The 17,081-nt window shown below is 66.7% G+C and carries 21 protein-coding genes and 1 tRNA gene; 17 read left to right on the forward strand and 5 right to left on the reverse strand.

Features of this window, described 5'->3' with window-relative positions:
* Window positions 1-66: 66 nt before the first annotated feature.
* The gene (locus tag AC07OD_RS25370; protein WP_494598319.1) at window positions 67-1,248 is read right to left on the reverse strand and encodes an S-methyl thiohydantoin desulfurase domain-containing protein; all 1,182 of its coding nucleotides are present in this window, start codon (window positions 1,246-1,248) and stop codon (window positions 67-69) included.
* Between the two features lie 216 nt (window positions 1,249-1,464).
* Between AC07OD_RS25370 and AC07OD_RS25375 the strand changes: the two genes are divergently transcribed.
* Both AC07OD_RS25375 and AC07OD_RS25380 read left to right on the forward strand, forming a co-directional pair.
* The gene (locus AC07OD_RS25375; protein ID WP_218293575.1) at window positions 1,465-2,151 is read left to right on the forward strand and encodes a DUF3334 family protein; all 687 of its coding nucleotides are present in this window, start codon (window positions 1,465-1,467) and stop codon (window positions 2,149-2,151) included.
* A 266-nt stretch (window positions 2,152-2,417) separates the two neighbouring features.
* On the forward strand, window positions 2,418-2,744 hold the full coding sequence (locus AC07OD_RS25380; protein ID WP_218293574.1) for a plasmid stabilization protein: 327 nt from the start codon (window positions 2,418-2,420) through the stop codon (window positions 2,742-2,744).
* Between the two features lie 111 nt (window positions 2,745-2,855).
* Here AC07OD_RS25380 and AC07OD_RS25385 read toward each other — a convergent pair whose 3' ends face one another.
* Together AC07OD_RS25385 and AC07OD_RS25390 are read right to left on the reverse strand one after the other, a co-directional pair.
* Window positions 2,856-3,893 carry a response regulator gene (locus AC07OD_RS25385; protein WP_218341492.1) on the reverse strand — a complete coding sequence of 346 codons (1,038 nt, stop codon included), beginning with the start codon at window positions 3,891-3,893 and terminating at the stop codon, window positions 2,856-2,858.
* Window positions 3,890-7,540, reverse strand: a complete 3,651-nt coding sequence (locus AC07OD_RS25390; protein ID WP_494598320.1) for a hybrid sensor histidine kinase/response regulator — start codon at window positions 7,538-7,540, stop codon at window positions 3,890-3,892. The genes AC07OD_RS25385 and AC07OD_RS25390 overlap by 4 nt, the downstream gene beginning before the upstream one ends.
* 210 nt (window positions 7,541-7,750) lie before the next feature.
* Here AC07OD_RS25390 and AC07OD_RS25395 point away from each other — a divergent pair, with 210 nt between their 5' ends.
* The 9 genes from AC07OD_RS25395 to AC07OD_RS25435 all read left to right on the forward strand — a co-directional run bounded on the left by AC07OD_RS25395 (window position 7,751) and on the right by AC07OD_RS25435 (window position 13,606).
* Window positions 7,751-8,053, forward strand: a complete 303-nt coding sequence (locus AC07OD_RS25395; protein WP_055399013.1) for an urease subunit gamma — start codon at window positions 7,751-7,753, stop codon at window positions 8,051-8,053.
* Between the two features lie 35 nt (window positions 8,054-8,088).
* Window positions 8,089-8,703 carry a HupE/UreJ family protein gene (locus tag AC07OD_RS25400; protein ID WP_218341494.1) on the forward strand — a complete coding sequence of 205 codons (615 nt, stop codon included), beginning with the start codon at window positions 8,089-8,091 and terminating at the stop codon, window positions 8,701-8,703.
* Window positions 8,704-8,729: 26 nt separating this feature from the next.
* Window positions 8,730-9,035 carry an urease subunit beta gene (locus AC07OD_RS25405; protein WP_218341495.1) on the forward strand — a complete coding sequence of 102 codons (306 nt, stop codon included), beginning with the start codon at window positions 8,730-8,732 and terminating at the stop codon, window positions 9,033-9,035.
* 91 nt (window positions 9,036-9,126) lie between these two features.
* On the forward strand, window positions 9,127-10,845 hold the full coding sequence (ureC, locus tag AC07OD_RS25410) for an urease subunit alpha (RefSeq protein WP_494598321.1): 1,719 nt from the start codon (window positions 9,127-9,129) through the stop codon (window positions 10,843-10,845).
* Between the two features lie 11 nt (window positions 10,846-10,856).
* Complete coding sequence (locus AC07OD_RS25415) at window positions 10,857-11,345, forward strand: GNAT family N-acetyltransferase (RefSeq protein ID WP_494598322.1); 489 nt, start codon at window positions 10,857-10,859, stop codon at window positions 11,343-11,345.
* Between the two features lie 77 nt (window positions 11,346-11,422).
* Window positions 11,423-12,085 (forward strand): urease accessory protein UreE, encoded by a 663-nt coding sequence (gene ureE / locus AC07OD_RS25420; protein ID WP_494598323.1) that lies wholly within the window; start codon window positions 11,423-11,425, stop codon window positions 12,083-12,085.
* A 26-nt stretch (window positions 12,086-12,111) separates the two neighbouring features.
* Window positions 12,112-12,822 carry an urease accessory protein UreF gene (locus AC07OD_RS25425; RefSeq protein WP_494598324.1) on the forward strand — a complete coding sequence of 237 codons (711 nt, stop codon included), beginning with the start codon at window positions 12,112-12,114 and terminating at the stop codon, window positions 12,820-12,822.
* Window positions 12,819-13,499, forward strand: a complete 681-nt coding sequence (ureG, locus tag AC07OD_RS25430; protein WP_494598325.1) for an urease accessory protein UreG — start codon at window positions 12,819-12,821, stop codon at window positions 13,497-13,499. Before AC07OD_RS25425 ends, ureG begins: the two co-directional genes overlap by 4 nt.
* Window positions 13,500-13,518: 19 nt before the next feature.
* Window positions 13,519-13,606 (forward strand) — tRNA-Ser (locus AC07OD_RS25435).
* On the opposite strand, the gene AC07OD_RS25440 is transcribed toward AC07OD_RS25435, so the two are convergent.
* Together AC07OD_RS25440 and AC07OD_RS25445 are read right to left on the reverse strand one after the other, a co-directional pair.
* Window positions 13,592-13,843, reverse strand: a complete 252-nt coding sequence (locus AC07OD_RS25440) for a hypothetical protein (protein ID WP_369641711.1) — start codon at window positions 13,841-13,843, stop codon at window positions 13,592-13,594. The genes AC07OD_RS25435 and AC07OD_RS25440 overlap by 15 nt on opposite strands.
* 231 nt (window positions 13,844-14,074) lie before the next feature.
* Window positions 14,075-14,572 carry a DUF2726 domain-containing protein gene (locus AC07OD_RS25445; RefSeq protein ID WP_494598326.1) on the reverse strand — a complete coding sequence of 166 codons (498 nt, stop codon included), beginning with the start codon at window positions 14,570-14,572 and terminating at the stop codon, window positions 14,075-14,077.
* 33 nt (window positions 14,573-14,605) lie between these two features.
* Here AC07OD_RS25445 and AC07OD_RS25450 point away from each other — a divergent pair, with 33 nt between their 5' ends.
* The 6 genes from AC07OD_RS25450 to AC07OD_RS25475 are packed head-to-tail and all read left to right on the forward strand — an operon-like array spanning window position 14,606 to window position 17,045.
* A complete protein-coding gene (locus AC07OD_RS25450) occupies window positions 14,606-14,881 on the forward strand; it encodes a hypothetical protein (RefSeq protein WP_494598327.1) in 276 nt (91 codons plus the stop codon).
* Window positions 14,878-16,101, forward strand: a complete 1,224-nt coding sequence (locus AC07OD_RS25455) for a replication initiation factor domain-containing protein (RefSeq protein WP_218293563.1) — start codon at window positions 14,878-14,880, stop codon at window positions 16,099-16,101. Before AC07OD_RS25450 ends, AC07OD_RS25455 begins: the two co-directional genes overlap by 4 nt.
* A 25-nt stretch (window positions 16,102-16,126) precedes the next feature.
* Window positions 16,127-16,450, forward strand: coding sequence for a hypothetical protein (locus tag AC07OD_RS25460; RefSeq protein WP_218293562.1), 324 nt, complete (start codon window positions 16,127-16,129; stop codon window positions 16,448-16,450).
* Between the two features lie 2 nt (window positions 16,451-16,452).
* A complete protein-coding gene (locus AC07OD_RS25465) occupies window positions 16,453-16,665 on the forward strand; it encodes a hypothetical protein (RefSeq protein ID WP_218293561.1) in 213 nt (70 codons plus the stop codon).
* Window positions 16,658-16,849: a hypothetical protein gene (locus AC07OD_RS25470; RefSeq protein WP_218293560.1), complete on the forward strand. Its 192-nt coding sequence runs from the start codon at window positions 16,658-16,660 to the stop codon at window positions 16,847-16,849. Before AC07OD_RS25465 ends, AC07OD_RS25470 begins: the two co-directional genes overlap by 8 nt.
* The gene (locus AC07OD_RS25475) at window positions 16,842-17,045 is read left to right on the forward strand and encodes a hypothetical protein (RefSeq protein ID WP_494598328.1); all 204 of its coding nucleotides are present in this window, start codon (window positions 16,842-16,844) and stop codon (window positions 17,043-17,045) included. The genes AC07OD_RS25470 and AC07OD_RS25475 overlap by 8 nt, the downstream gene beginning before the upstream one ends.
* Window positions 17,046-17,081 lie beyond the last annotated feature (36 nt).

The raw sequence follows: 17,081 nt of genomic DNA on the forward strand, positions 1-17,081 counted from the left end.
ATCGCGCTGTCCGTGTCCGGGCCGGTTGCTGGCTGGTGGGCTGGTTGTCTGTCTGTCTGCGCATGGTCAGGCCGGGGGCATGGCGCCCGCGTAGCCGATGTTGCGCAGCAGCGACGCAAACGAGGCCACCACGCCCGGCGTGCCGTACAGCTGCGGCGCTGCCTGCACCGCGATCACGCTCACCATCCGGCCCGTGCTCTGGCCGGTGGCGGCGTCGAAGTACAGCGCCAGATCGTCGCTGGCATTGGAGAACCCGCGCCCGGTGCTTTCGGAGTAGTAGCAGATCGAGTCCGGGGCAATGATGTCGGGCACCGCGCTCGACGACGAGTACATGATGAGGTTCTCGTTGAGGTTGTAGAGGTAGTGCGTCTGCGTGCTCTGGCGCGGATCCTGCGTGTTGTCCAGGCGGATGATGCCCGAATCCAGCGATGCGCTGGACGTGGACTGCGAGACCGAGGTGATGAAGAAGTTGGTCGCCACGGCGGCGGCGGGCCGGCCCGTGATGAGGGCGATGGCATCGGCCACCGCGCCCGTGGCCTGCGGCGTGCCGCTGTCCCGCAGGAACTGCCCCAGCGCGCGCGCCTGCTCCAGCGTGCCCGCGATGTAGCTGCCCGACAGCGCAAAGCCGTTGCCCGCGTTGGACGGCCACATCGCGATGCCGGAATACCCGCCAAAGCCGCCAACCACGCCGCCGGCCAGCGTTTCCACCCGCGCGGCCGTGCTCGCGCCCAGCACGGCGGATTCGATGTCGGCGGGGCTGGCCGCGTCGCTGGCCAGCGCCGCGGGGCACGGAGCCAGCGGCGGATTGCCGGTGAACGTGGTCTGCGGCAGCTCGGGCACCGCGCGCCCGGCGCCGTCGCCGTTGACCACCCAGACCGCCCCCCCGCCCATGGCCGCGCCGATCAGCGGCACCAGCGAGTTGATGGGCCCGATCTCCACCGGGATGTAGGCCCCCGGCGACGCCCCGGTGGCGTCCGCCAGCACCTGCACCGTGTTGCGGATGGAGTTCTGGATGGCGGCCAGCGTCAGGCTGTCGGCCGCGTCGGGCGAGCCCATGATGGCCAGCACGCAGGCGTTGGTCGCCCCGTCATAGTCCTGCACCTGGACGGTGCCCGTGAAGCCCTGGCGGGCCAGCTCCTCCAGGATGGAGCACGCGTCGTGGTAACTGCCACCGCCGCCGCTGGCCAGCACCGCCGCGCCGTCCGCCACCGACTGGAACTCGTTCAGCCCGTAGGAATAAACACCCATCTCTCGCCCCTCTCATGGATGGCTGGCACGATACGCCAGCCCGGTCGGTTGTCAACCCGCGCCATCCCGCGCGGAACAAAGGCCAAAGCGTGGTAGGCAGCGGACCGCGCCGCGGCCCGTGGCGCGGAAAGCACTCTGGTTTCGCGCGGCGGCTTCGCCTATGCTCTGCCCAGCGCACCGCGCCAGAAATTCGACTGTCCGCCATCCACACACACCATGAGCCACCCTGAAAAAAACTCCGTCTACGGCACCGAAGACCTGCTGATCAGCCTGTGCAACTCCGTCACCCGCGTGCTGAACGTGGCCACCCACAGCCAGATCCACTACTCCGGCATGGTGCAGCGCATCAGCAAGACCTGCCTGAAGCCGGACATCGGCTGCTTCGTGCTGTTCGATGGCGGCTTCTCGGGCCTGGTGATCATCAACTTCTCGGCCACGGCGGCCATGGAGCTGTACGCCAACTACCTGCTGAACATGGGCATGTCCAAGGACGACCTGGTCACCTCCTACACCTCGGACGAGGTCAGCAACGTGATGGGCGAGCTCATGAACCAGGTGGTGGGCGACTTCACCGGCAAGGTGCGGCGCGAGCTGCAGACCCACATCACCCAGAACCAGCCCAAGATGCTGGTGCTGAACAAGCAGGTGATGCTGAGCGTGGACGCCAACCTGGACAAGCCCGAGGCGCGGCGCGTGACCTTCTACACCAGCAACAACAACATCTTCTACCTGGAGCTGGCGATCGACCGCACCGAATTCATCAAGCTCTACGACTTCGAGGCGCAGGAGGCCCCGGACCCGGATGCGCTGATGGCCCAGTCGCAGGCCGCGCCCCCCGTGCCCGCGCCTCCCCCCGCCGGGCAGGACGACACGGACGCGCTGCTCAAGTCGCTGGGGATGTAGCGCGGCCCCTGCGGCCGCCCCGTGGCCTGCGGGCCATTCGCTATCAAAAATGTAGCTCCCGGCGCTTGCCGATCCAGCGCCACGGCCATTTTTCATACCGCCACCATGGGGCATGGCGGCCCCGGCCGTTGTCAGCGAGGAGGTCCGCTGTCCTACAGCTGCATGCCGGGCCTGCTGACGCACGCGGGCCGCGCGCCGGATAGATTGGGCTCAGATGCGGGGCCAGCCTGGCTGCCCCGCCCGCCAACCCATCGAAGGAGCCCGCCATGCCCCAAGCCCAGTGGAGCGCCAAGCGCGAACGCCAGTACGAACACATCAAGACCAGCCTGAAACAGCGCGGCAAGAGCACGGACACGGCCGAAGAGATTGCGGCGCGCACCGTGAACAAGGAACGCGCCCAGCACGGCGAAAGCAAGACCGCCAACCCCAAGACCTTGCGCGACACCCCGGCCCCGGTGCGCGGCGGCCAGCGGTCCCACCAGGGCGCGCAGGGCCGAACGCGCGACCAGCTCTACGAAGAGGCCCGGCGCAAGGGGATCGAGGGCCGCTCCAGGATGAACAAGCAGGAGCTGGAACGCGCGGTGGGCCGCTGAGCGGCACCCGGCCGGCCTTGCGCACCGCAGGCCCAGGCCTCACCAAAGCTATTAAATTGATAGCTTTCCGCGCTTATTCCACAAGCGCCAGGAGCCCAAGATACTGAAGAATCAGCCCTCAAACTGCGGGTGCAGCTGCCGGATGCGGTTCATCGCCATGGCGGCTGCCGCCGTGCGCGTTTCCACCCCCAGCTTGGCGAACACGCGTTCGAGGTGCTTCTTCACCGTGGCGGGGCTGGCGCCCAGGATGTCGCCGATGTCGCGGTTGATCTTGCCCTTGACCACCCAGTACAGCACCTCCGCCTCGCGCGCGGTGAGCTTGAAGGACAGGCTCATGGATTCGATGATCTTGGCGTCCGACACCTCGCGCATGACGATCAGCCAGTCGCCCCCGCCTTCGCTGTCGCCCGCCTGCTGGTGCAGGCGGAAGGTCAGGCGGCGCGCGCCCTGCTCGATGGCCAGGCGCGGCGGCTCGGCCAGCGCATGGGCCAGCAGCTCCGCCGCGTTTTCGGCGAGCACATGGCGGCGCAGCCAGGCCTGCACGATCCCGGGCGCCCAGGGGCTGGCTTCGCCAAAGTAGCCCTGCAGCAGTTCGCGAGCGAGCGGGGTCTGCCACACGATGCGGCCGTCCACCGCGCGCACCGTGATGCTGGCATAGCCGAAGGCATCGAGCGCATTGCGCGCCTCGCGGGCCTGGCTCGCGTCCTGGCGCGCCCTGCGCGCCGCGCCCAGGTGCACGCCCATGCGGGCCATCACCTCGCGCGGCTTGATGGGCTTGGTCACGTAGTCCACGCCACCCGCCTCCAGCGCGGCCACCAGGTGCTCGGTCTCGGTGAGGCCCGTCATGAAGATGATGGGGATGTGCGCGGTGGCGGGCGACGCCTTCAGGCGCCGCGCCACCTCGAAGCCGTCCATGCCGGGCATCATGGCGTCGAGCAGCACGATGTCGGGCAATGCCTGCGCGGCGCGCTGCAACGCGGCCTCGCCGTGCGTGGCCACGAGCACCGTGTAGCCCGATTCATCGAGCGCGTCGTGCAGCACGGCCAGGTTGTCGGGCACGTCGTCCACGATCAGGACCACGTCGCTGTCGCCGCGATCTAGGGCCGCGGCATGCACCGGCAGGGAGGGTGGGGTCGCGGTGGTCGTCACGGTGGCGCCTGCTCCAGGATGTGGCCCATGGCATCGAACTGGAACTGCCTGGCCAGCTGCCGCATGGTGCCGACAAAAGCGCCGTGCGCGGGCTGGCCGCGTTCGATGTCGTCCAGGGTGTTGAGGATGCCCCGGTAGTAGCCCAGCGCGACCACCTGGGCCAAGGCCGCCAAGGCGGTGGCATCGGGGTACGTGAGGGGCGCATCCGCTGCCGCGGGCAAGGCGGGGGCGGGGGCGGCGTCGGCCTCGCCGTGCTGCCACTGCAGGCCCAGGCGGCGCTCCAGCCAGTCCAGCAGCTCGGTGTGGCGCACGGGCTTGACGATGAAGTCCTCGGGGCGGATGTCCACGTCGTTGTCCAGCGCCTTGTCGAACGCATTGGCCGACACAATGGCGCAGTGGACGTTCGCGAGGTGCATCTGCCGCACGCGCCGCAGGGTCTCCCACCCGTCGATGCCCGGCATGGCCAGGTCCATGAAGATCGCGTGCGGCCGGTAGCCCGTGGCCAGCAGGTCCAGCGCGTCGTGCCCGCTGGCGGCCTGGCGCAGCTCGAAGCCCAGGGGTTCGAGCAGTTGCACCAGCAGCTCGCGGTCGGGCTCTTCGTTGTCCACCACCAGGATGCGGCGGCGGTCCCCCGCGTAACCCCTGCGCGCACGCTGGGTGCGAGTGGCCAATGCGGCGGGCGCTGGCGCGGTCTTGCCCAGCGCGTCCCCATGCACCTCGGGCAGGAACAGCTTGACGTGGAACACCGAGCCTACGCCGGGGGTGCTGCTCACCGTCAGCTCGCCGCCCATGAGCGCGGTGAGCATCTTGGCAATGGTCAGGCCCAGGCCCGCGCCCGGCGCGGCCGCGGTGTTGCCACCGCCCGAGCCGCCCCGCGCAAAGGGCTCGAAGATGCGCTCGATCTCCTCGGCCGCGAGGCCCGGCCCCGTGTCCTGCACCTCGATGCGCGCCATCTCGCGCGCATAGCGCACGCGCAGCGTGACGGTGCCGTGCGCCGTGAACTTGACCGCGTTGCCCAGCAGGTTGATGAGGATCTGGCGCAGGCGCTTTTCGTCGGCACGAACCACCTCGGGAATCACGCCCAGCACATCGAACTGGAAGGCCAGGCCCTTGGCAGCGGCCTGCAGCTCGAACAGGCTGGCCATTTCGTGCAGGCCATCGGCAAAGCGCATGGGCGTGACATCCAGCGTGAGCTTGCCGGATTCGATGCGCGCGATGTCGAGCGTGCCCTCGATGAGCGAGAGCAGGTGTTCGCCCCCCCGCCGGATCACGTGCACCGCCTGCTTGCGGTGCGGGGGCACGCCCGCGTCCTCGCCCATGAGCTGCGCGTAGCCCAGGATGGAGTTGAGCGGCGTGCGGATCTCGTGGCTGATGGCGCTGATGTAGCGGCTCTTGGCCTGGTTGGCCTGGTCGGCCGCGCGCTGGGCGGCCTCGGCCACCTGGCGCGCCTGCTCGGCCACGCTGCGCGCGGTCTGCAGGGCCTCGTCGGTCTGGCGGTGCAGCTCGATCTCGCGCACCAAGAGGCCCGTCTGGCGGTTGGACTCCTCCTGCGCCACTTGGCGGCTCTTGTGCGCCAGCACCAGCCACCAGGCCACGATGCCCGAGATGACCAGCAGCGCCAGGTAGGCCTTGAGCAGGCCGGAGCGCAACGCGACCTCCGGGGCGGCCAGGACTTCCGTGTCGGTCATCGCATTGGCGATGGTGTTGAGCTCCTGGTGGTACAGCAGCCCCATGACGGAGGCCAGCAGCGGCGCGATCACCAGCATCAGCAGCAGGAAGTGGCCCAGGCCCGTGTCCAGGTAGCGCCACATGGCGCGCGGCAGCACCCAGCGCAGGGCGGCAGACCATTGCACCGCCATGCTGGCGTCGGGCTTGCACAGGTCGCCGCAGCGCGCGTCCAGCGTGCAGCACAGCGAGCAGATCGCGCCCCGGTAGGCGGGGCACTGGGCCATGTCGGGCGCTTCGTATTCGCGCTCGCAGATCACGCAGCGCTGCACGGTGTAGCGCACGTAGCTGCCCAGGGCCGCATCCATTCCGCCGCCGGCCTTGCGGCCCACCGGGCCGTGCAGGGGTACCGCCACCACGTCGGCCAGCGCAGCGGGCTCGGACTGGCGCGCGATGTAATAGCGCCCCCCGGTGGCCCAGGCAATGAGCGGTGCCGTGACAAACGCGACAGCCATCGCGATCACGGCCGAGAACGCCTGCGGCAGCGGGCCGAACAACCCCAGGTGCGCGCTGATGGACAGGATGGACGCGAGCGCCATCGAGCCCACGCCCACCGGGTTGATGTCGTACAGGTGCGCGCGCTTGAACTCGATGCCCTTGGGCGACAGCCCCAGCGGCTTGTTGATGACGAGATCGGCCACCACGGACATGATCCAGGCGATGGCGATGTTGGAGTACAGCCCCAGCACCTCGCCCATGGCGCGGAACACGTTCATCTCCATCAGCATGAAGGCGATCAGCGTGTTGAACACCACCCACACCACGCGCCCCGGGTGGCTGTGCGTGAGGCGCGAGAAGAAGTTGGACCACGCCAGCGAGCCCGCGTAGGCATTGGTCACATTGATCTTGAGCTGCGAGACCACCACGAACAACGCCGTGGCCGCCACCGCCCAGCCGTAGTGGGGGAACACATATTCGTACGCGGCCAGGTACATCTGGTTCGGGTCCACCGCCCGGTCGGCCGGCACCATGTGGGTGAGCGCCAGGTAGGCGAGCAGCGCACCGCCCAGCATCTTGAGCACCCCCAGCACCACCCAGCCCGGTCCGCCCACCAGCACGCCCAGCCACCAGCGCCCGCGCGTGGCGGGCGTGCTGGCGGGCATGAAGCGCAGGTAGTCGGCCTGCTCCCCCATCTGGGTGATGAGCGCAATGCCCACCGTGAGCGCCGCACCAAACAAGGGCAACTGGAACGTGGCACCGCGCATCGATTCACCACCGTAGTGCACGACCCCGGAAAATGCACCAGGATCGCGCACCAGCACATAGGCGAACGGCACCACCAGCATCACCAGCCACAGCGGCTGCGTCCACACCTGCAGGCGGCTGATGGCCGACACACCGTGGGTGACGAGCGGAATCACCACGATGGCGCAGATGAGGTAGCCCCAGGTGGGCGGGATGTCGAGCGCCAGCTCCAGCGCATAGGCCATCACGGCGGCTTCGAGCGCGAAGAAGATGAAGGTGAAGCTGGCGTAGATCAGCGAGGTGAGCGTGGAGCCGATGTAGCCAAAGCCCGCGCCGCGCGTGAGCAGGTCCATGTCCACCCCATAGCGCGCCGCATACACGCTGATGGGCAGCCCCGCCAGGAAGATGATGAGCCCCGTGGCCACGATGGCCCAGAAGGCGTTGATGAAGCCGTACTGCACCAGCAGCGTGGCGCCCACGGCCTCCAGGATCAGGAACGACGCCGCACCGAAAGCCGTGTTGGCCACGCGCCATTCGGACCACTTGCGAAAGCGCTGGGGCGTGTAGCGCAGCGCGTAGTCCTCCATGGTCTCGGTGGCCACCCAGCTGTTGTAGTCGCGCCGGACCTTGACGACCTGCTGCGGGGCCTGCTGGGGCTCGTGTGCAGCCATGCCGGGCTCTGTCGGCTGCAGCGGGGTGGCGTCAGCAGGGGCGATGGAGGCGGTGTGGGAAGGCATGGGCAATGGCGGCGGTCACCCCTTCAGGTGCAGTTTCCATGCCACTGCACCTGGGGACGTGCGCCAGATGACGTATGGCGGGCACGGGGCTTGCTGCCTATGATGGAACAGCTCTCGCCAGATCACCCCCGTGCGCCATAGCACGCCCCTCGTGGTCACCCCGCATCGGCTGACGCGCGAGCCAACAACACCAGCATTGAGTACAACGACATGGAACTGACGCCTCGCGAAAAAGACAAGCTGCTGATCTTTACCGCCGCCCTGCTGGCCGAGCGCCGCAAGGCCCGGGGCCTCAAGCTCAACTACCCCGAGGCCATGGCCCTGATCAGCGCCGCCGTGATGGAAGGTGCCCGCGACGGCAAGACCGTGGCGCAGCTGATGAGCGAGGGCCGCACGGTGCTGACCCGCGCGGACGTGATGGACGGCATCGCCGAGATGATTCCGGACATCCAGGTCGAGGCCACCTTCCCCGACGGCACCAAGCTCGTCACCGTGCACCAGCCGATCGTCTGACCCCTTTTCTCCCTCTTTCTCTCTGTGGAGCCCCCATGCGCATCGCACTCTCACACCGCCACACAGCCGCTCTTCTCTTCATGGCTGCCAGTGCCATCAGTACCAGTGCCGTCGCCCATACCGGCGCTGAAACCCACATCCACAGCAGTTTTCTGAGCGGCTTTGCCCACCCATTTTTTGGCCTGGACCACCTGGCCGCCATGGTGGCCGTGGGCCTGTGGAGCGCCCTGGCCGCGCGCGGCGCCGGCCGCGAACTGCTGTGGGGCCCCGTGGGCTTTGCCGCCATGCTGCTGGCGGGCGCCGTGCTGGGCCTGCAGGGTGTGGCACTGCCCGCGGTGGAACCGATGATTGCGGCCTCGCTGCTGGCCACCGGCCTGCTCGTCGTGTCGCGCCTGCGCGTTCCCGGCCTGGTGGCCGCGCTGGGCGTGGGGGTGTTTGCCGTGTTCCATGGCGTGGCCCACGGCCACGAGCTGGCGGGCAGCGACAGCGCCTGGCAAACCCTGGCGGGCATGCTGGCCGCCACCGTGCTGCTGCATGGCGCGGGCCTGGCGGCGGGCTGGGCGCTGCGCCACCGCCACGTGTGGCTGGCGCGCGCTGCGGGTGCGGGCGTGGCAGTGTTCGGTGGTGCGCTGCTGGCGCAGATGGCCTGAGCCAATCCGCCCCACAGGAGCATCCCATGATCCCAGGCGAACTCTTCACCGAACCCGGCGAACACCCGCTCAACACGGGCCGCCGCACCCTCACGCTGGTGGTGCGCAACACCGGCGACCGCCCCATCCAGGTGGGCTCGCACTACCACTTTGCCGAGACCAACAACGCACTGGGCTTTGACCGCGCCGCCGCACGCGGCATGCGGCTGAACATCGCATCGGGCACGGCCGTGCGCTTCGAGCCCGGCCAGGAGCGCACCGTGGAACTGGTGGACTACGCGGGCCAGCGCCGGGTGTATGGCTTTCAGGGACTGACGCACGGCGCCCTGTAGAAATACCAAGCCAAAACGGCCTCCAGCGCCTGTTGAACAAGCGCTGGCAGCTATCAAAAATATAGTCATCAGTTCTCGCGGAGCACACCCCATGGCAACCATTGGACGACGCGCCTACGCCGAAATGTTCGGCCCCACCGTGGGCGACCGCGTGCGCCTGGCCGATACCGAACTCATCCTCGAAGTCGAGGCCGACCACACGCTGCGCGCCGGCAGCTACGGCGAAGAGGTGAAGTTCGGCGGCGGCAAGACCATCCGCGACGGCATGGCGCAAAGCCAGCGCAGCAATGCACAAGGCGCGGTGGACACGGTGCTGACCAACGCCCTGGTGGTGGACCACACCGGCATCTTCAAGGCCGATATCGGACTCAGGGCAGGCCGCATTGCCGCCATCGGCAAGGCGGGCAACCCCGACACCCAGCCGGGCGTGGACATCATCATCGGCCCCGGCACCGAGGTCATCAGCTGCGAGGGCAACATCGTCACCGCGGGCGGCATCGACAGCCACATCCACTTCATCTGCCCGCAGCAGATCGAGGAAGCCCTGGCCAGCGGCGTGACCACCATGCTGGGCGGCGGCACCGGCCCCGCCACGGGCACGCTGGCCACCACCTGCACCTCCGGCCCCTTCAACCTGGAGCGCATGCTGCAGGCGGCAGACGCCTTCCCCATGAACCTGGGCTTTCTGGGCAAGGGCAACGCCAGCCTGCCCGAGGCGCTGCATGAGCAGATCAACGCGGGCGCCATCGGCCTCAAGCTGCACGAGGACTGGGGCACCACCCCCTCGGCCATCAGCAACTGCCTGGACGTGGCCGAAGCCACCGACACGCAGGTGGCCATCCACAGCGACACGCTCAACGAATCAGGCTTTGTGGAGGACACCATCGGGGCCGTGGGCGGGCGCGGCATCTGCGCCTTCCACACCGAAGGCGCTGGCGGTGGCCACGCCCCCGACATCCTGCGCGTGGTGGGCGAGGAGAACTTCCTGCCATCGTCCACCAACCCCACCATGCCCTACACCCAGAACACGCTGGACGAGCATGTGGACATGCTCATGGTGTGCCACCACCTCGATGCCAGCATTGCCGAGGACCTGGCCTTTGCCGAAAGCCGCATCCGCAAGGAGACCATCGCCGCCGAGGACATCCTGCACGACCTGGGCGCCATCAGCATGATGTCCAGCGACAGCCAGGCCATGGGCCGCGTGGGCGAAGTCATCCTGCGCACCTGGCAGACCGCGCACAAGATGAAGGTGCAGCGCGGCAGCCTGGCCGGCGACACCGCCCGGAGCGACAACACGCGCATCAAGCGCTACGTGGCCAAGTACACCATCAACCCGGCCATCGCCCACGGCATCAGCCACGAGGTGGGCTCGCTGGAGGTGGGCAAGTGGGCCGACATCGTGATCTGGAAGCCCGCCTTCTTCGGCGTGAAGCCCGCGCTCATCCTGAAGGGCGGCATGATCGCCATGGCTGCGATGGGCGACCCCAACGCGTCCATCCCCACGCCGCAGCCCGTGCACTACCGGCCGATGTTCGGCGCGTTCGGCGGGGCCATTGCCAAGACGTCGCTCACCTTCGTGTCGCAGGCAGGCTTGCATGCTGGCATCGGCGAGCGCTTCGGCCTGCGCAAGACGCTGTCCGCCGTGAACAACATCCGCGGCATCCGCAAGCGCGACATGGTGCACAACAGCTACACCCCGAAGATGGAAGTGGACGCCCAGACCTACACCGTGCGCGCCGACGGCCAGTTGCTCACCTGCGAGCCCGCCACGGTGCTGCCCATGGCGCAGCGGTACTTCCTGTTCTGAGGTCGCGCTCCGTGAATGCTGTGCTGCAAGACCTGCACATCCGCCTGGACGACCTGAGCGATCCACGCATCGAAGCCTTCATGCAGGAACACCTGCAGGACATGTACGCGGTGTCGCCGCCGGAAAGCGTGCATGCCCTGGAGATGGACCAGCTGCGCCAGCCCGGCATTGCCTTCTGGTCCGCCTGGCTGCCTGACGCGGAGGGCGACGTGCTGGTGGGCACCGGCGCGCTCAAGCAGCTCGACGCCACCCACGCCGAACTCAAGTCCATGCGCACCAGCGCCCGCCACCGGGGCCAGGGCATCGCCCGCCAGTTGCTGAACCACCTGCTCCACGAGGCCCGCTCGCGCGGCTTTGCCCGCATGAGCCTGGAGACGGGCCCGCAGCCCTTCTTCGAGCCCGCGCGCCAGCTGTATTTCCAGAACGGCTTTGCCGAGTGCGGCCCCTTTGCCGACTACGGCCCCGACCCTTACAGCTTCTTCATGACCCGTCGGCTGTAAACCGGGGGCGCCCAACAGGGTTGCGCCCCTGGCCGACAATGCACGGTCTACCCGCTGGAACAAAGAAAAGAAACGCCATGATCCAAGCCTCCAAGCTCATCCCCCAAGGCAAAGGCCTTGCTCCCGTTCTGGTCAAGCGCGCCACCACCATCGAACTGGACTGGGACGTGCGCCAGAAAAGCCGTTTCGCGGCCACCGACTCCGCCGGGCGCGAGCTGGGCATCTTCCTGCCGCGCGGCACGCTGGTGCGCGGTGGCGATGTGCTCGTGGCCGAAGACGGCTCCATGGTCCGCGTGATCGCGGCGCCGCAGCCCGTGCTGGTCATCACACACTGCGCCAACCATGGCAGCCCGTTCGACCTGACCCGCGCCGCCTACCACCTGGGCAACCGCCATGTGCCCATCGAGCTGCAGCCCGATCACCTCAAGATCGAACCTGACCACGTGCTGGCCGACATGCTGCGCGCCATGCACTTGATCGTCAAAGCGCAGGACCTGCCGTTTGAACCCGAGGGCGGCGCCTATGCCGCAGGGCACGGCGGCCATGACCATGACCACGGGCACGATCATGGGCATTCCCACGATGCCGGCCAGGGTCACGGCCATGCGCACGGACACGAACAAGGCGCCGCCCCGGCCCGCGTCCGCCCCGTGGCCATCCCGGTCGTCGCCCAGGGCCATGTGCACGGCCCCGGCTGCAACCACGGCCATGACCATGAAAGCCACGGACACAGCCACTGACGGGCTGAGTACATCCCTTCCCCGCCATGCGCCTCGAACGCCCCGCCTCCCTGCCGGCAGCCAGCCTGCTGCAGCTCATCTGGCTCGCCTCGCCCGCGCTGCCCGTGGGCGGTTTTTCGTATTCCGAGGGGCTGGAAAGCGCGATTGAAAACGCAGGCATCGCCAGCGAAGCCGCCGTGGCCGAGTGGCTGCTGGACCAGTTGCACATCACCCAGGCACGCGGCGACATGGCCCTGATCGCCAAGGCCGTGGGCGCCTGGCGCCGCGCCGACTGGGCGCATGTGCGTGAACTCAACGACTGGGTGCTGCACACCCGCGAAACCAGCGAACTGAGGCTGCAGACCGAGCAGATGGGCCGGTCGATGGCCGACTGGCTGCGCAACCAGCACCAGGACGATGAAGAGACCCTGCCCAGCATCCGCCACCTGGCCGCACTGCCCCCGACCTACCCCGTGGCATTCGCGCTGGCCGCCTCCACCACCCAGGCGCCCGTGCGCGACGTGCTGCTGGCCTACGCCTTTGGCTGGGCCGAAAACATGGTCCAGGCCGCACTCAAGTCCATGCAACTGGGCCAAAGCGCCGGCCAGCGCATCCTGGCGCGCCTGGCCGATGCCATCCCCCCCGCCGCCGACCACGCCATCGGCCTGATGGACAGCGAGCGCCAGGCCTTTTCTCCCATGCTGGCCATCCTGAGTTCCCAGCACGAAACCCAATACTCCCGCCTCTTCCGATCATGACCAGCAGCACCCTGCACCACATCCCGAACCGTACCAAGCAACTGCCCCCCCTGCGCGTGGGCATCGGCGGCCCGGTAGGCTCCGGCAAGACCACGCTGCTGGAAATGCTGTGCAAGGCCATGCGCGACGACTACGACCTTATCGCCATCACCAACGACATCTACACCAAGGAAGACCAGCGCCTGCTCACGGTGAGCGGCGCGCTGCCACCCGAGCGCATCCTGGGCGTGGAGACCGGAGGCTGCCCCCACACCGCCATCCGCGAAGACTGCTCCATCAACCTCGAAGCCATCGACCGCATGCTGGGCGAATTCCCCAATGCCGACATCGTGTTCGTGGAAAGCGGCGGCGACAACCTCGCCGCCACCTTCAGCCCCGAGCTGAGCGACCTCACCATCTACGTCATCGACGTCGCCGCCGGCGAAAAAATCCCCCGCAAGGGCGGCCCCGGCATCACCAAGAGCGACCTGTTCATCATCAACAAGACCGACCTGGCCCCCCACGTGGGCGCCAACCTGGACGTCATGCACGCCGACACCACCCGCATGCGCACCAACGCCCAGGGCCTCAAGCCCTTCGTGATGACCAACCTCAAGACATTGGCAGGCGTGGCCGACGTGGTGAAGTTCATCGAGACCCGCGGCATGCTGCAAAAACCCGCGCCCGCCGTGGGCTAGAATTCGCGCCTTCCCTCCCGGAGACTTGGGTGAGCGGTTTAAACCAGCAGTCTTGAAAACTGCCGACGGGCAACCGTCCGTGAGTTCGAATCTCACAGTCTCCGCCATGCCTTGACGCGGCTTTTCAGCCGTGCAAGTAGCTCGCTTTCCTTCTCCGCCTCCATGGCCGCAATGGCCATCCAGTGTTCGGGCTCTTCTCCCAATTCGATAGCAAAGTTTCCCGCAAGGACGGGACTTAGGCGGCCCTGTTTCTTTGCCTGCGAGAACGCGCTGGGCGTGATGTTGAACGTTCTTGCCCACGCTGCTGCGTTCTGACGTTCAAGCGCTTTTTCAAACAATTCCATGGTCTGATTCATATTAATAACCCCTCAACATTGAGAGGGTTTTAACAGATTCAGATTGCCAGAAGATTAACAGGGTCTCAACATTCAGACGGTCTCAATACTGAGCACTGAATCTGGAGCCGCCATGACCTCAACACCCTCCGTTTGCACACCCCCTGCCACCAAACGGCCCGGCGGCAGCTTGGCGGCTCCAGCCGATGCCGGGCAGGGGGTGCGCATCTTGGCGCAGGACTATCGCTCGGCGCGCATGTCCATCAATTCGGCGGGCATGGTTGGAACCGCTGGTGATTCGAAGTCGCCTCTGACGCGGTCAATGTCCGGCACTCGCGGATATCGCAGCACCCGATACCCCGCATTCACTAGCAGCACATCGCGGGCTCCGTCTTCCTTCTCCCGCCCTCGATGGCTGCTGTCATCCAGCTCCACCACAGCCAAAACGCGGAATGCCTTGTCGCAAACCACGAAGTCCGCAACCTTGCGATCGAACGTGTTGCGCGCCGCATATGACCGTGCTGTAAGTAGCGCACTGAAGCTCACTTGCGCCAGCACGACAAGCTCAGGTAAAGCCTGCACAAGCCGGTTGTACATGGCTTGCTCACGGTCGGTCATCAGTGCTTTTTGTTTGGGCTTTTCGCCTTTGCCTCCGCGCTTCTTGTTCGCCCCTGTCATCACTGCCACGACGACCAGCAGCAGGGCCAGCACTGCCAGCAAAACGAATAAATTTTTCATTGGTACTCCCTCCGTTGCAGGAGGAAGTTTCGCATGACCGATAGGCGCATCTTCAACCGTCAATCCGGCGCAGGTATGGTGCCCATGTTCATTGGCCGCGCCCCCCACCAATGGCAGCACGTCCTCGCCTTCCTCGATGCACTGCCCAAGCAAGACGACGCGGCCGCGACCGGCAAGCGAAGCGCGGGCGCGGCCGCGCCGGCTGTTGTTGCTGATTCTTCTGCTATCAATTTTGGGGGGTGCGTAGCGTCAGCAACAGCTGTCCCCGATGGTAATCACGGGGACAACTTCGAAGGGGGCAGAGCGTGACCATCGCCACCCCCCTCGTCCTCGATGGGAACGAAGTCCTGCTTCGTTTGCACGAAGAGCGCACCGTGACGGGTTCGCCAGTCCATATCGACTGGCTGCGCTTCACGTTGAATCTCCGGTTCGCTCCCATCCCCACGGTGGACACCCTGTTTCCCCCACGTGACGACACCGCCGATTGGGAAAAATCCGCCCACACCATCAGCGAAGAAGACCGCCGACGCCACGACTTGGCCCGCATCCTTCGTGGCCTGGATGATCCCGACTTCGCAGCCACCACCCAGGCCCTGGAGCTTGCAGAGAACGTGTGCGAACTGCTGGGCGATGGCTTCACCGTGGACCCTGAGCTGAAGAAGGGCCACGACTTCTACCGCTACCGCTGGTCGATCATGCGCGCTGGTTCCGAATGCGGCTGGGTCGGATGCCTGTCCAGCGGCGACAGCCCGCGGCAGTCCGCCCAGGCCAAAACCCTGCACTGCAACCTCTACGGCGCGGCCTGCACTTTCGCCCGCCCTGGCTGGCACTACCAGATGGCCGACTATCTGGAAGAGCACCGCGCAGTGGTCACGCGCTGCGATCTGGCGCTTGATTTCTTCGAGGGCATCTCAGGCGGCATGGACCGCATCGGCGCCGACTATGACGCGGGTTTGATGGATCACCTCGGCCACCGGCCTAAACACAGCTGCGTGGGTGCATGGCGCGCTGGTGGCGTCGGCCGCTCCTTCTACTTCGGCAGCAAGGCCGCAGGCAAGCAGACCAACGTCTATGACAAGGGTGTGCAGCTGTACGGCGAGCAGGATGCCACCGGCTGGCAACGCATCGAAGTGCGCTACGGCAACCAAAAGCGCTTGCTCCCTGTCGATCTGCTGCGCAGGCCCGCCAACTTCTTTGCAGGCACCAGCGAATGGCACGCGCTGCTGCTGGCCGAGCACGGCGAAGTGGCCCAGGCAGAACCCATCAAAACAGAGCCGCGCCTACCGCTCGAAACGCTGATGGCCGAGTGCACGCGCAACGCACGTTGGTTCTTCTCCACCGCTGGCAAATCCGCCGCCCTGGCCTTCCTCTACATGGACCGAGAAACCCTGGCGGGCTTTATCGAGAACTGTGCCGAGCTTCCTGGCCGCCTGTCGAAGTTCAAGCGTCAGGAGGTCGAGCGCGTCTATCAAGCGATGTTCAAAAAAGTCTCTGGCACCAGCGTTGGCCCCGCTGCGTTCGCTGCATAACCCAGGCCAAAAAAAGGAAACCCAAATGCGTATGCAAAGCCAAGCCGTGTTGCACGGTATCAAGTCCAGCAAGGGCGACTACGAAGGCCGCGCTTTCGACTCCACCACGTTCCACCTCTCGGTGGACATGGGTCAAAGTTCCAGCGGCGAGAGCATCGGCGTGGTCACCCGCCCGTTCAAGTTCGGCGACTCGTCGGAGTTCCAGAAGTGGGCCCACCTCAAGGCCAAATGGCCCATCACCGGCGTGATGTGCGATTGCGAATTCGACGTTGTGGCCGGTGCTGACAACTCCACCAAGCTCACGCTCCTGGGCATCCGCCCCGCAGCCACGGCCAAAGCCGCAGCCTGACCATGCGCCTCGTCATCCAGTCGCGCACCACGGGCTGCTTTCTCGCGCCCAACGTTGAGGACGGACAGCCCGAATGGGTCATGTTGCTGTCCGAGGCTGCAACGCTGGATGACGTCGAGACCTGCGTCCAGCTGATCGAAGACCACGCCGAGCCGTTTCACCGGCCCGCTGTCGTGGACCTTGACGACCTCTATGGAAAGTCCCTTCATGCCTGAAATCGACCTCCCTCACGTGGCCCGGCAACTCGCCATCCTGGGCATCTGCAGTGGCTTCGTAGGCGCTGCCCTGTGGACCCTCGTCACGGGCTCCCTCGGTGTCCTGGCCGCACGCCTGCACGCCCGCGCCATGCGCCGTCAACGCATCGCCCAGGCACGTGCCCGCGCTTCCGGCCATGCCTGAACAAACCATTCAATGCGCCTCGGCCTGCACGGTCACCGTGGTGCACGAAATCACGCTTCCCGTGCTCGACCTGAGCCCGGCTGAAGCGGCACAAATCAGCAGCGCCATCCTGCTGGTGTGGGCTGTGGGATGGGCCTTCCGGTCCCTCATACAGGCCATTCGATCCGATGGAAATTCATCAACCCAAGAGGACTGAAAAATGAACCGCTTCAATGCACAAACCCGCCGCTTC

The sequence above is a fragment of the Acidovorax sp. GW821-FHT10E03 genome, from assembly GCF_059415205.1.